The sequence below is a fragment of the Micrococcales bacterium genome (assembly GCA_009784895.1).
GTDB lineage: Bacteria > Actinomycetota > Actinomycetes > Actinomycetales > WQXJ01 > WQXJ01.
On sequence record WQXJ01000056.1, the window covers coordinates 1 to 13,865 of the forward strand.

12 protein-coding genes are annotated in these 13,865 nt (G+C 63.4%); 9 read left to right on the top strand and 3 right to left on the bottom strand.

The window, feature by feature from the left end; all coding sequences use genetic code 11:
* Together FWD29_08725 and FWD29_08730 are read left to right on the top strand one after the other, a co-directional pair.
* The coding region (locus FWD29_08725; protein ID MCL2804013.1) for a hypothetical protein at positions 1 to 541 on the top strand (541 nt) is incomplete at its 5' end.
* Positions 538 to 2,892, top strand: coding sequence for a hypothetical protein (locus FWD29_08730; protein ID MCL2804014.1), 2,355 nt, complete (start codon positions 538 to 540; stop codon positions 2,890 to 2,892). The genes FWD29_08725 and FWD29_08730, both read left to right, overlap by 4 nt.
* A gap of 406 nt (positions 2,893 to 3,298) precedes the next feature.
* On the opposite strand, the gene FWD29_08735 is transcribed toward FWD29_08730, so the two are convergent.
* Positions 3,299 to 3,664, bottom strand: coding sequence for a hypothetical protein (locus tag FWD29_08735; GenBank protein ID MCL2804015.1), 366 nt, complete (start codon positions 3,662 to 3,664; stop codon positions 3,299 to 3,301).
* A 63-nt stretch (positions 3,665 to 3,727) separates the two neighbouring features.
* On the opposite strand from FWD29_08735, the gene FWD29_08740 reads away from it, so the two are divergent.
* Entirely contained in the window at positions 3,728 to 4,117 is a 390-nt protein-coding gene (locus tag FWD29_08740; GenBank protein ID MCL2804016.1) for a hypothetical protein, read from the top strand.
* 314 nt (positions 4,118 to 4,431) lie between these two features.
* Here FWD29_08740 and FWD29_08745 read toward each other — a convergent pair whose 3' ends face one another.
* Positions 4,432 to 4,875 carry a PIN domain-containing protein gene (locus tag FWD29_08745; GenBank protein ID MCL2804017.1) on the bottom strand — a complete coding sequence of 148 codons (444 nt, stop codon included), beginning with the start codon at positions 4,873 to 4,875 and terminating at the stop codon, positions 4,432 to 4,434.
* Positions 4,872 to 5,120, bottom strand: a complete 249-nt coding sequence (locus FWD29_08750; protein MCL2804018.1) for a hypothetical protein — start codon at positions 5,118 to 5,120, stop codon at positions 4,872 to 4,874. The genes FWD29_08745 and FWD29_08750 overlap by 4 nt, the downstream gene beginning before the upstream one ends.
* A gap of 117 nt (positions 5,121 to 5,237) precedes the next feature.
* Between FWD29_08750 and mtrA the strand changes: the two genes are divergently transcribed.
* From mtrA to secA, 6 genes are all read left to right on the top strand, one after another.
* Positions 5,238 to 5,927, top strand: a complete 690-nt coding sequence (gene mtrA / locus FWD29_08755; protein MCL2804019.1) for an MtrAB system response regulator MtrA — start codon at positions 5,238 to 5,240, stop codon at positions 5,925 to 5,927.
* 5 nt (positions 5,928 to 5,932) lie between these two features.
* Positions 5,933 to 7,483: an MtrAB system histidine kinase MtrB gene (gene mtrB / locus FWD29_08760; protein MCL2804020.1), complete on the top strand. Its 1,551-nt coding sequence runs from the start codon at positions 5,933 to 5,935 to the stop codon at positions 7,481 to 7,483.
* Complete coding sequence (locus FWD29_08765; protein MCL2804021.1) at positions 7,480 to 9,141, top strand: LpqB family beta-propeller domain-containing protein; 1,662 nt, start codon at positions 7,480 to 7,482, stop codon at positions 9,139 to 9,141. The genes mtrB and FWD29_08765 overlap by 4 nt, the downstream gene beginning before the upstream one ends.
* Before the next feature lie 64 nt (positions 9,142 to 9,205).
* Complete coding sequence (locus FWD29_08770; protein MCL2804022.1) at positions 9,206 to 9,955, top strand: ComF family protein; 750 nt, start codon at positions 9,206 to 9,208, stop codon at positions 9,953 to 9,955.
* Positions 9,956 to 9,988: 33 nt separating this feature from the next.
* Complete coding sequence (gene raiA / locus FWD29_08775) at positions 9,989 to 10,639, top strand: ribosome-associated translation inhibitor RaiA (protein ID MCL2804023.1); 651 nt, start codon at positions 9,989 to 9,991, stop codon at positions 10,637 to 10,639.
* A gap of 124 nt (positions 10,640 to 10,763) precedes the next feature.
* Complete coding sequence (gene secA / locus FWD29_08780) at positions 10,764 to 13,682, top strand: preprotein translocase subunit SecA (GenBank protein MCL2804024.1); 2,919 nt, start codon at positions 10,764 to 10,766, stop codon at positions 13,680 to 13,682.
* Positions 13,683 to 13,865: the final 183 nt, after the last annotated feature.

Genomic DNA, 13,865 nt, shown 5'->3' on the forward strand with positions numbered 1-13,865 from the left:
GTGGCGGCTAGGCCAACTGATGGTGCGCCAATCAGAGGACATCCGGCGCGTTCAAATGGTCCTGGTGGCCTCGACGGCGATTGAGCAGTTCGGTGGAACTGGGGATTTCGAACTGGCCGCCGGGGCGACCAGCTCACTGGCCTTATCTCAGCTGGACCAGGCTGGGTCAGTGACGGTGGTGGCAAATGGTGCCACGGTTAGGGCCAGGCCGGCCCTGCGCGGGACCGTCCTAGATCTGGTCGCTGGGCTGGTAGTCCGGCCGGCCGGCCAAGGCGGCGAAACGTTGGCCACAGCGGCGGCCCGGGCTCGCCGCGATGTGCCGGCAGTGACTTTGGCCATCTTGGTGACCGGGGTCAAGCAGACGCTGCCGGCCTTGCGAGCGGTAACTGGCTATTTGCCAGGCCAAGCCTGGGCGCTGGCGATACGCTGCCAGGTTGGTGCCGCCACCGAGGTCAGCCAGGTGGGCAGATTGGCTCTGGCCACGATCGGGTCGCTTGAAGCCCTGCCCAAGGCGCTGAGACAGCTGAGGGTTGTTGGATGAGGCGCCGCCACAGCCGGGACCAGCCGGCCGGAATTCGCCCGCCACCTGGGCCTGCTCTGGTTAAGTCTTGGAGGCAAGACGTCATCGTGATCACTTGCCTGGTGGCCGCTGCGCTGGCGCCGCTGGCGCCAGTTTTTGGCCTGGCTGGGCTGGCGGTTCCGGTTGCGACCGGACTGGTGGTGGGGGCCGGTCTGGCCCTGCTTGGGGTGCGGCTGGGCTGGTCGCCGGTGGTGGAGACAGCCGCCGGGCTGCTGGCCTACCTGGCGGTGGGTCAGCTGGTCCTGGCCGTTACCGGCGGCCAGGTCAACTGGCGCAAACCGCCTTGGGCCCTGGGCGATCTGATGCTGGGGCTGACCGCAGTTTGGAAGCGCCTGGTCACAGTAGAAATTCCGGTAGGCGGCGGCGATGGTTTTGTTTTGGCGCCGCTAATAATGGCCCTGGTGGCAGAGCTAGCGGCCCTGTCGTTGGCCTTGCGGCTGTCCGGGCGGCGGGCCGGGTGGGCCTTGCTGGTGCCAATGGTGACGCTGGGGCTCGCCTTGGTGCTTGGAGCCGGTCGATCGCTGGCCGCCTGGCCAATTGGTTTGGGCCTGGCCTTTGGGGCCTTGGCCTGGACGGCTTGGCGCGGTGGCAGTTTTGAGCCGCGGCGCTTCCAGGCGCTGGCATTATGCCTGGTGGTGGCTGCCGGTGCGGCCGATGCCGCCACCTGGGTGGGGCAGTTACGCCCGCGTCTGGTGGTGCGCCAGCTGATCGAGCCACCGTTCGACCCGGCCCAATACCCCAGCCCGCTGGCGGCCTACCGCCACTACGTCAAGGACCTCAAACAAAGCGAACTGCTGCGGGCCAACTCGCTGCCGGCCGGGGCCAACGTCACCTTGGCAGTAATGGACCGCTTTGACGGTGTCGTCTGGAATGTGGCTGGCTCCGGGCCCACCGGCTCGGGCCGCTTCCAGCGCATGGCCCAAAGCCGGCCGCTGGGCCCGGGTCAAGCGGCCACGGTCAGCCTGACTTCGGCTGGCCAAACCTCGGTTTGGCTCTATTCGGTGGGACAGCCCAGTTCGGTTTCCTTCACTGGACGCCAGCGGCAGCAGCTACGCCAGGACATCCGGGTCAACCGCACCACCGGCGGCCTGGTTCTGCCAGGCGGGGTGGCCAGGGGCACCAGCTACACCGTCAACTCAACTCTGGCAGCCCAACCCAGCCGGAGCCAGATCGCCAAAGCTGGTGCCCAGTCCGTGACGTTGCCGTCGGCGACTTCCGTGCCAGACTCGGTTCGTCTGACGGCGGCTGAGCTGACTTTGCCGGCCAACACGGCCGGTCAACAGGCCCTAGCTCTCGAACAATCCCTGCACGAGCGAGGCTATTTCTCGCACGGTCAGGCCGGAGAAGCTACTGGCGCAGCCGCCTCGCCGGCCGGTCACGGCGCCGCGCGGATCGACCAACTGCTGACCGGTCCAATCATGGTTGGCGATGCCGAACAATACGCCAGTGCCATGGCGCTAATGGCTCGCGAGCTCGGCCTGCCTGCCCGTGTCGCCATGGGTTTTGCGGCCAGTCAAAACAACGGCCCAAAGGCGGTGTTCACCGGCCAAGACATGACCGCCTGGGTTGAGATCGCCTTCGAGGAGCTGGGCTGGGTGGCCTTCTACCCCACACCAGAGAGCGACAAAACGCCAGATACGGCCCATGAGGAACCGCAGGTCGAGCCTCGGGCACAGATCGTCCAGCCGCCACCGGCCACCGCCAAACCGGCCGAGCCGCCGGACACTGACGCCGAGCAGGCGCCGCCGCCCAGTGGCCAGGCCGCCCCACCGGACAAGGCCAATCAGCTCCGGCCTTGGATGTTGGTTTCAGGTGGCGGGGCCAGCCTGATAGGCCTGATGGCAGGTCTGGGCGGGGCGGTAGCCCTGGTCAAGGCGGCTCGACGGCGAAGACGCGCCTGCACCGGTTCGCCCAATCGCCGCGTCGTGGCCGGTTGGGATGAGCTAGAAGACCACATCAGCGACTTGGGTCTGGCTCTGCCAACCAACGGCACCCGCATCGAAAAAGCGGCTGCCGTCGAGGGTCTGGCCCTCATAGACCGGTTGGGCAATGGGCAGCCCAGTCTGGCCGGGGCCGGCAGGGACTCTTTTCGCCGCAAAGGTGTGAGCAGCCCGCGGGACCAAATGGTGATTCTGGCCGCTCGCAGTGACCAAGCCGCCTTTGGTCCGGGCCATCTTAGTGAGACTCAGGCCCAAATGTTCTGGCACGGGCTGAGCCAACTCAAGAACCAGCTGTCACTGGGCTTCAGCCGGATGCGACGGCTTTGGGCCAAGGTCAGCCCGCGCTCTTTGCGCCACCGCCCCAACTCGTGAGGTTGAGCTCTGGCATAGCAGGACGGGGCGGCACGCCGTTGTGGCCTCGCGCCGTCTCTTGGGGCGATGCTCCGCATCGCCAAAGAGACATGCCCGGGGCCAATCCCTGACCCCAACCCCGCGCCGCCCCTTTGCCGTACTTCCGGGGTAGTGCATCTGCGTCGAGTTCGCGAGATTGAGGCTGGCCGGGCTGTCCAGGATCGAGATTGAGGCTGGCCGGGGTAACACCCCAGCGCCACCTGGGGTTTCGCCTATTCAGTGCCCGGCACAGGGTGAACTCGATCCAGGGGTACCCGGCACAGGGTGAACTCGATCCAGGGGTACCCGGCACAGGGTGAACTCGATCCAGTGGTGCCACTGACGCTGCGAGCGCGCCTCACGACCGGGAAAGTGGTACAGGCTTAGCTCACCTCAGGTAGGCAGAGCAACGATAACCGCGCTTGTATTCCCCCAAGGACATCTTGTAGACCAGCTTCCCCGCGCGGCCGGGAATCTGGGTAACGTCGGCATACGCGCCGTAGCCGCTTTGCGAGCAGGACCAAACAATGCTCCTGCTTGTGGGACATTCGTTTTTCACCCAAATGCCGACATTGGCCGAGTTGACGGCGTGCTGGGTCGTTGGTTTTGTGTGGCAAAGAGCCACCACAGCGTGGGCTTCGCTTGTTGGGGCAGTCACGCCCGCCACCAGCGAAAACCCCAGAGCCAAGGCAGCTGTGGCGATAGTGGCGACGAGGAGCTTTCGAATTCGGGCGGCGATTGGGAGCTTGTTCATGGCGGAGGTTCCTTCTTTTGCACGGGAGTTCGGCAGGGGCCGGAGTGATGAGGTAAGGGCCCAGTGCGCTTAGGCTACCACCGCCAGGCCCACCAGACCCGCGACTTGGCCGGGGCCGGCAGGGACTCTTTTCGCCGCAAAGGGGTGAGCAGCCTGCGGGACCAAATGGTGATTCTGGCCGCTCGCAGTGACCAAGCCGCCTTTGGTCCGGGTCAGCTTAGTGAGACTCAGGCCCAAATGTTCTGGCACGGGCTGAGCCAACTCAAAAACCAGCTGTCCTTGGGCTTCAGCCGGATGCGACGGCTTTGGGCCAAGGTCACCCCGCGCTCGCTCCGCCACCGCTCCAACTTGCGAGGTCGAGGCCAGCCGGGCTGCTCAGGATCGAGATTGAGGCTGGCCGGGCTGTCCAGGATCGAGATTGAGGCTGGCCGGGCTGCTCAGGATCGAGATTGAGGCTGGCCGGGCTGTCCAGGATCGAGATTGAGGCTGGCCGGGGTAACACCCCAGCGCCACCTGGGGTTTCGCCTAATCAGTGCCCGGCACAGGGCGAAGTCGATCCAGGGGTGCCCGGCACAGGGTGAACTCGATCCAGGGGTGCCCGGCACAGGGTGAAGTCGATTCAGTAGTGCCCGGCACAGGGCGAAGTCGATTCTGGGGTACCCGGTCGGCGTCACGGTGCAAAGAGGCTGACACACCACCAGGCGACGTCAAGGTTTGGACGAGACACTGCGGGTGGAGGTCGAAAACCGGCGGGCAGACGGTATCAGCTAGATAGCGCCGGGCTTGATGACAACCAACCGAGTTGGCGAGGCGCCCCGAACAGCGGCAACGTCGATGCGCCTGTCTAGGGTGACCAGGTATCCGTCATGTTGGACGGCCAAGCCGAGTAGGTACGCGTCGGTGACCTGCCCGGAGCTAAGCAGGTGGGCGTCATCGACAATGGAGGTGTCGGTGATGGTGATGGTGTCAGGGAAAAAGGTGTGCGTCGCATGGGAGGAGGCGTGCCGCAGGGTCTCCAGAGCGTCAGCTACGTTGACCGGCTGTGGATAGGACGAATGCGACACAATACGAACGAACCCGTTCTCGGTGATGGGGCAAGTGGCCCAGCCATTGTCAGCGTGGTCGCGGAACCAGCGGGCCGCCACGGCATGGAAAGTGTGGGCGGGGTCGAGCAGAGCGATCAAAACGTTGGTCTCGAGCAGGGCTGTCACAGGAACAACTCGTCCCTTAGGCGGTTGACATCAGCGTTCGTGACCGTGACGTCGCGGCGCGGCAACAGAACCAAACCCTGGTCGATCAGCCAATCATCGTCCTCGCTGATTGGCGTGCGCCGCTTCGACTTCAAGCCGTCGCGCGCCCAATCGGAGATCACCTCGCCGATGGTGCGCCCTTCAACGGCGGCGTGGTCACGGGCCGCCAGGAACACGTCCTGATGAATGGTCAGTGTTGTTCTCACGCATCAGATTCTAGCATCAGATGATGAACCGCGTTGAGACTCTCTTGGAAGCTTGGGGCCAGTCCAGGTACTGGCCTGGACTCGCGAGGTTGAGCTTTGGCATGGCAGCATAGGAATATGACGGCTCGAATCCTCGTAGTAGATGACGACCAGGCTCTGGCAGAGATGGTCGGCATTGTCTTGAGGGCCGAAGGCTACACCACCGAGCTGTGCGGCAACGGTCTAAAGGTGCAAGAGGCCGTGCGCCGGGGCAAACCAGATTTGGTTTTGTTGGATCTGATGTTGCCGGGCAAGGATGGTACGCAGGTCTGCAAGGAACTGCGCCGCTTCACCGGTGTGCCCATCATCATGGTGACCGCCCGGTCCGACACCCGCGATGTGGTTGAGGGGCTGGCGGCCGGCGCGGATGACTACATCCAAAAGCCGTTCAAACCAGCTGAATTGGTGGCCCGGGTCAAAGCCAGGCTGCGCCACCACACGGTGGCCGAGCCGCCATCAGGCGAGGAAATCAGAATTGGTGACGTGGTCATTGACCTGTCCGGTCACCAAGTCTCCAAAGCCGGCGAAGCGGTCGGACTAACGCCCCTGGAGTTCGACCTGCTGGTGGCGCTGGGGGCCAAACCGTGGCAGGTCTTTACCCGCGAAATGCTGCTGGAACTGGTTTGGGGTTACCGTGAACAGGCTGACCCCAGGCTGGTCAACGTTCACGTCCAGCGGCTTAGGGCTAAGGTCGAAGACGACCCGGAAAACCCTTCCGTGGTGGTCACCGTCAGAGGCGTTGGTTATAAGGCTGGCCCACCCCAGTGAGAACCATGGGCGACCTGATCCGCCCTTTCAGAAGATCGTTGAGGCTGAGGGTCTCGCTGACAGTGGTGGTGGTCTCCTCGGTCCTGCTGTTGGTGGTCGGCACGGTGCTGACCAACTCGATTAGGAGCGGCATTTTCGACACCCGGATGGCCGACATTCTGCGCGAAGCCGACCGGGCGGCCACTACAGCGCAACGCTATTTCGACGCCGGCGGTGCCGGTTCGCCCCTGACGGCTGAGACAGTTGCCCGTGACACGATCAGATCAGTTTCGACGGTTGGTTCTTCGGCTGTGGCTGTCTCTTTGTTGCCGCAGAACCCTGATGAAGCCGGCGCTGTTTCGGCCATTTTCACCGACCCTCAGTTGTGGGATGTGGCCAGTGACCAGCTTCGAGAGCAGGCCTCGACTACTGGCGAGCAGGTTTGGCAGTCAGTTGCCCTGCCGCAGGACTTTGGCGGCCTGGCACCTGGGGTGGCCGTGGCCAAGTCAGTCCGCCTGGCGGCCAACGGCTACGTCTTAGTGCTGGTCTACGACCTCTCGGCCGAGCAGACCATCATGAGCCTAATTGCCCGGATTGTTGGAATCGCCGCCGGCAGCGTGGTTGTGATCTTGGTGCTGGTGACGTTTTTGGCCACCAGGCAGGCGGTCAGACCGGTTAAGGACGCCGCGGCGGTGGCGTCGCGCCTGGCCGATGGCGCCTTGGGCGAGCGGATGCGCGTGCGGGGCCAGACCGAAATGGCCTCTTTGGCGGCCTCATTCAACGCCATGGCCCAGTCGATGCAGAGCCACATCGAAGACATGGAGAACCTGTCCAAACTCCAGCGACGTTTCGTGGCTGATGTCTCCCACGAACTGAGGACCCCTCTGGCCACCATCCGCATGGCTGGCGACCTGCTGTATCAGGCCAGGGGCAGCTTCGAACCCGAAGTTGGGCGTTCGGCCGAGCTCTTGGCCAGCCAGCTCGACCGTTTCGAAGCTCTGCTGTCCGATCTGCTGGAAATCTCGCGGATTGATGCTGGCACCGATTCGGTCGACCTTGAACAGGAAGACATGGCCCAGCTGGTCCGCTCGGCCAAAGACAACCTCGAGCCCCTGGCCAAAAACAACGACACCGAAATCCGCGTAGAGCTGCCCGGCGAGACGGTAATGGCCCAGGTCGACCGCCGCCGGATCGAGAGGATAATCACAAATCTGGTGGCCAACGCCATCTTGCACTCCGGTTCAGACACAGTTGATGTCCGTTTGGCGGCCACCGATAATGAGGTCTTCGTCAAGGTTCAAGACCACGGCGTTGGCTTGACCACCGACCAACTGGGGCACGTCTTCGAACGCTTCTGGCGGGCCGACCCGGCTCGGTCGCGGGCCACCACTGGCGGCACTGGCCTGGGCCTGCCAATTGCCCAAGAGAACGCCAAAGTCCACGGTGGTCGACTTGATGTGCAAAGCCAATCCGGCCAGGGCACGGCCTTCACGCTGGTGTTGCCACGAGCCTTCGAACCGCAAAACGAGGCCTCCAACGCTGCCAATGCCCTAGCCGAGTCCGGGAGAAACTCATGAGGCGCCGGGCCGGCATTGGACTAGTCCTGGTGGCCACCTTGGTCACAGGTTGTGCCGCCTTACCTACCTCCGGTCCGGTTCAAATTGGCGCCAGGTCAGAGACCTCGGAGGAACTGGTCCTGGGCGCTCAGCCGGCGCCGCCGGTGGCCGGGGCCAGCGCCGAACAGATTCTTCAGGGCTTCCTTCAGGCCACGCTGGCAGGTGGCTCGGATGGTTTCAAGGTGGCCCGGGCCTATCTGACCGAAACGGCCGCCGAGGGCTGGGATCCCACGGCTGAAGTGGCGGTTTACCCCTCCGGCGAGGCCCCTGTGCTGGCGCCGGCGGCTGGTGAGAACCAATTCACTTTGAGTTTCCTTCAGGTTGGCCAGTTGTCGAGTGATGGGCGCTATTCGACAATGCCGGGGGAGAAGCAGCGGGTCGAGTTCACCCTGGTCCAAGAGCCAGCCGGCTGGCGGGTCGACCGATTGCCTGATGCCGTGGTGGTGCCTCAAGACGTATTCCTCAACGACTATGTCCGCACCGTAGTCTTTTTCCCGGCGGCTGAAGGCCAGGTCATGGTGCCCGATGTCCACTACTTCCTGCGCAACCTAGCGGCCACGGCGGCAGTCCAGACCCTCCTAGACGTTCCACCTGACTACCTTGGCCCGGCCGTTTCGGCGCCAAACGCCGCCAAGGCCCGCCTGGTCACCGACGCGGTCAGGGTTGACGCCGGCAGGGCCACCGTCAACCTCAGCGCTGAGGTCCGGCGGGCCACCGAAACCGAGCGGGCCACTTTGGCGGCATGTCTGGTGTCATCGCTGACCTCGATTGGTTCTGTCAACACTGTTGAACTGCAAGTCGAATCGGCGCCTTTTGACGCGCCGGAATCGAAGCTGGTGGTGGATCCGCTGGCAGCTGAAGGCCCCTACTACCTTGGTGATGGCGGGCTTTGGCGAATGAGCGGCGAAGCCGCCCGGGTGCCTGGTTTTGAGGCCACCGATGGCTGGGAGACGCTCAGCGTCGACTCATCCGGCGCTCGCCTGGCCGCTCTGCGCGGCGGTCAGCTGGAATACATTGGCGGCCCGGGAATGCCGGCTGTCAGCTGGCCCGTCGAAGGCACCCCCACCTCCTCTCCAGTCTTCGACACGGCCGGCCGGTTGTGGCTGGGGGTGGCCGGATCGGTCGTGGTCTACAGCCTCGAAGGTAAGGCCAGTCGCCTTCAGGCGCCCTGGCTGGCCGAGCGCCAGGTTGTTGGTTTGGCGCCGGCTCGTGACGGGGCCAGATTGGCCGTCTTGTCAGCCGCCTCGGCCGGCGGTCCGGCGCGGCTCGACGTGGCTGGAATAGAACGGGTCGAGGGCGCGCCAACTGGTTTGGCCGGGCCGCTCAAAGTGGCCAGTTTCACTGGGGCGGCCAGGTCGATGGCATGGCAAGACCACATCACCTTGGCCCTGTTGGCGCCATCAGATAACGGTGGCCAGGCAGTCCAACTGGTTACCTTGGGCTCGACCGTTCAAGAGCTAAACGCACCCTTGGACAAGCCGACTTCTTTGACGGCCGGGCGCGGCTCCGAAGGGCTTTACATCACTGGCGAGGCCGGCGGGCTGTTTCACTACGCGCCGCTCGGTGCCGTCTGGACGGCGGTTGCCACCGGCGCACGTTCGGTCACCTATCGCAGCTAACCAGCCTAGGCAAGTTGTCCACAGGGGCTTGGCGGGCCGCGTTGGCCCCTGGGAAGCTGGCAGGGTGGGTGAATTGGTGGCCGCCGGGTTGGACCTGGTGGTGTCCAGGCGTTGCGGTGGTTGCGACGCGCAGGGGCCCGGTTTGTGCCAGTCCTGCCGGGCCGCCCTGTTTGGGCCGATCTGCCGGCGAGAGGACCAAGCGCCGCGACTAGTACCGGCCGAAGGCTCAGCTTCGCTGCCGGTTTGGGCCGGCGCCTGGTACAGCGGCCCGGTGCGCCAGGCCATCACCGCTTGGAAGCGGCTGGGCCAGCGGGAACTGGATCACGATATGTGCCACGCGGTTAGGCGCGTGGCCAGTGCAATCGGTCCCACACTGGACCAAGTGATGACAAAGATCGGTCAAGACGAGCTCTGGGTCACTCCAATCCCTTCTTCCCGCCGCAACCAGTGGCGCCGGCCTGGCCCGCTGACCTGGCTGCTAGCCCAAGCCGTGGCCGCCGCACTGGTCAGATCCGGCATCGGCGCCAGCGCCCTCCAACTGCTGCGACGCCGGGCTGGGTCCAAAGACCAAGCCGGGCAGACGCTGCGCGGGCGGATGATAGGTCGGGACGGCACCACGTTGGTGCGGGGGAATCCAGCGGCACCGGTCCTGCTGGTGGACGACGTTCTGACCACCGGCGCCACCCTGCTAGACGCTGAGAGGGCTCTGGCCGGGGCCGGAACTGCAACCTTGGGGGCAATTGTGTTGGCCGTTACGCCAAAAGGGCACGGGCACGGGCGCCGATTCCAGGCGGGGCCGGCCACGATGGGATAGGTTGGTCAACGGTTGACTCCCCGGGAGGGATAAATGGAAATTGTCATTGCCGGTAGGCACACTGAAGTTTCGGCTCGCTTCCGCGACTACGCGGAAGGCAAACTGGCCAAGATTTCCCGCTACGACTCTCAAGCTCACTTAGCCCAGGTCGAAGTGGTGCACGAGGCCAACCCCCGCCAGGCCGGAACCGCCATGAAAGTCGAAATCACGGTCCGCGCCAAAGGCCCGGTAACCAGGGCCGAGGCCGCTGCCGGGGATATGTTCTCGGCCTTTGACGTTGCCATGGGCAAGCTGATGCAGCAGGTCCGCCGGGCCAACGACCGCCGCAAGTCGAGGCACAAGACAGCCCGGCGTACCATTCACGACCTTGAGGTTCTCAGCGCTGAGCTGGGCTTGGATCCGATCACGGCCAAGGCCGCCCCGGCCAAGGCGGAGCAGGTCACGGCCGATGGCGATGTGGTGCGGGAGTCAAAGCTGGCGGATTCACCGGTGGTCATCCGCGAGAAGATCCATCAAGCCGTACCTATGACGGTAGAAGATGCCATCTACGAAATGGAGTTGGTGGGACACCCCTTCTTCCTGTTTGTCGATTATGACAGCGGAATGCCGTCAGTGCTTTACCACCGCCACGGCTGGACCTACGGCGTTTTGCGCCTGGAGGCTGCCACAGCCTCGGTTGGCTAAGCTGACAAAACCCATCAGTCCAGTAAGGGCCGGTGGTCAAACGGGCCCTCGGCTAAGCCTGGGCCTGGCCAGGCCCTACCATGGAGCGAAGCAAATCTAGGCTGAGCAGAGGGAAGTATCGAGCGTGACCGGAGTAATGGACCGCATCCTGCGGATGGGCGAGGGCAAGGTGCTGCGTCGCCTCCAAAGCGTTGTGACGCAGGTCAATGCGCTCGAGGACAGCTTCGAGGCGATGAGCGACGAAGCCCTACGCGAGGAGACCGACCGTTTCAAACAGCGTTACCAGGACGGCGAGTCGCTCGATTCGCTAATGCCAGAGGCCTTTGCGGCCGTGCGCGAGGCGGCTACCCGCACCTTGGGTCAGCGCCACTTCGATGTCCAAATCATGGGCGGGGCGGCCCTGCATTTGGGCAACATTGCCGAAATGAAGACCGGTGAAGGCAAAACCCTGGTGGCGACTTTGCCGGCCTACCTTAATGCCATCAGCGGCAAAGGCGTCCATGTTGTCACGGTCAACGACTACTTGGCTAGCTACCAAAGCGAACTAATGGGACGGGTTTTCCGCTTTCTGGGTCTAACCACCGGCTGCATCTTGGTGGGCCAAACCCCGCCGGAGCGCCGCCAGCAATACAACTGTGACATTACCTACGGCACCAACAACGAATTCGGCTTCGATTACCTTCGTGACAACATGGCCTGGTCACAAGACGAGCTGGTTCAGCGCGGCCACAACTTCGTCATCGTTGACGAGGTTGACTCGATTCTGATCGACGAGGCTAGGACCCCACTGATCATTTCCGGTCCAGCCGAGGGTGACGCCAACCGCTGGTATGGCGAATTTGCTCGGATGGTGCGGGGCCTCAAACGCGACTCGGACTACGAGGTCGATGAGAAAAAGCGCAATATTGGCCTGCTTGAACCAGGCATCGAAAAGATCGAAGACGAACTCGGAATTGACAATCTCTACGAATCGCTCAACACCCCGCTGATCGGTTTCCTCAACAACGCGGTTAGGGCCAAGGAGCTGTTCCACCGCGACAAGGACTACGTGGTGCTTAAAGGCGAGGTGCTGATTGTCGATGAACATACCGGCCGCGTTCTGCCAGGTAGGCGCTACAACGAGGGTATGCACCAGGCAATCGAAGCCAAAGAGGGAGTCGAGATCAAGGCTGAGAACCAGACCTTGGCCACAATCACCCTGCAGAACTACTTCCGGCTGTATTCAACCCTTTCCGGTATGACCGGCACGGCCTCGACCGAGGCGGCTGAGTTCGCCTCGACCTACAAGATTGGCGTGGTGCCCATTCCAACCAACAAACCAATGATCCGGGCCGACCAGGCCGATCTGGTTTACAAGGGTGCTGACGGCAAATGGGGTGCGGTAGTTGACGACCTGGCCGAGCGTTACGACAAAGGCCAACCAGTCCTGGTCGGCACCATCTCAGTAGAAAAGTCCGAATACCTGTCCAAGTTGCTGAAACAGCGCGGCGTACCGCATGAGGTTCTTAACGCCAAACAGCACCGGCGGGAGGCCGCCATCGTCGCTCAAGCCGGGCGCAAGGGTGCGATTACCGTGGCCACAAACATGGCCGGCCGCGGCACCGACATTATGCTGGGCGGCAACGCCGAATTCATGGCCGTCACTTCCCTGGCTGAACGGGGTTTTGACCCAGAAGAATCGGCAGAAGAATATGAGGCGGCTTGGCCTGAGGCTCTGGAGAAGGCCAAAGAAGAAGTCGCCGCGGAACACGACGAAGTGGTTGATCTTGGCGGGTTGTACGTCTTGGGCACCGAACGCCACGAGTCGCGCCGCATCGACAACCAGCTGCGCGGCCGCTCCGGGCGCCAAGGCGACCCGGGCGAGTCTCGCTTTTACCTTTCGCTCGAAGACGACCTGATGCGTCTGTTCAACTCGGCTCTGACCGAACGCATTATGACCGCCACCAACTTCCCCGACGACCTGCCGCTGGAATCGAAAATGGTGACCCGGGGTATCGCCTCGGCCCAAGGCCAGGTTGAAGCCCGTAACTTCGAAATCCGCAAGAACGTGCTGAAGTACGACGATGTCATGAACCGGCAGCGTTCGGTGGTTTACGACCGCCGCCACCGCATTTTGGCCGGAGATGACCTTCAGGGCGATATCGTCAAGTTCCGCAGTGATGTTGTCAACTCCCTGGTCACGGCTGCGGCCGAGGTTGAGGGCAGCGACGAGATGGATCTCGACGCGCTATGGAACCAGTTGCGCACCATTTTCCCAGCCACCGTCACCCCGCAGGATCTGATTGAGGAGGCCGGCTCGTCTAGGGCTGTCACCCCGGAAATGCTGGTTCGCGAACTCGACGCCGATATGAACCTGGCCTATGACGCCCGCGAGACCAAACTGGGTGAGGACATGTTGCGCCAGCTGGAGCGCCGCGTGCTGCTTTCGGTCATGGACCGCAAGTGGCGCGAGCATCTCTACGAGATGGATTACCTCAAGGAGGGTATTGGTCTAAGAGCCATGGCCCAACGCGACCCGCTAGTGGAGTACCAGCGTGAGGGCTACCAGCTGTTCCAGGCCATGGATGAGGCCATCAAAGAAGAGACAGTTGGCTTCTTGTTCAACCTCGAGGTGCGCGTAGCAGGCGAAGAGGAAGAAGAGGCTGAGACCCCGGCCGATGCCGGCGCTGAAGCCAAGCCGGCGGCCTCACCAAAGGCGGAGGGCGCCAGGGCCAAGCCGGCCAAAGCCGCCACCAGAAAGGCCGCCGCGCCGGCCGTGGACCAAGACGGTTCCTCCGTTACCGTGGGCGGTGGCCAGGCCAAAACCAAGATGGTGGCCTCCGGCCTGGACGGACCCAGGCGGGCTCAGAATCTGACCTATTCTGCTCCCACGGTTGATGGCGATGAGGCCCCGGTCCAACGCAGCGAAGGAAAGGGCCGCACCGCCCTGGGCGTGGCCAAAGCTCCTGCCAAAACCGAAGAGGCCTATCCGGGCACGGCCCGCAATGCGCCGTGTCCATGTGGCAGCGGCAAAAAGTACAAGATGTGCCACGGCCGCAGCTAGGTGGTGGCCGGCTGGTGGCTTGGGGTAAGGGTTTTAGTCAGCAAAGGTGCCTGAGACACCGACCCGACTCGTGCCACTTTTTTGGGTTTCTGTTGAGGTATGGGCTGTGACCTGCTTGTTTGCCCTGGATTTGGGTGTGGGGCCAGCACTAATCTGGGGTGATGGCGCCATATGTTAGGACAA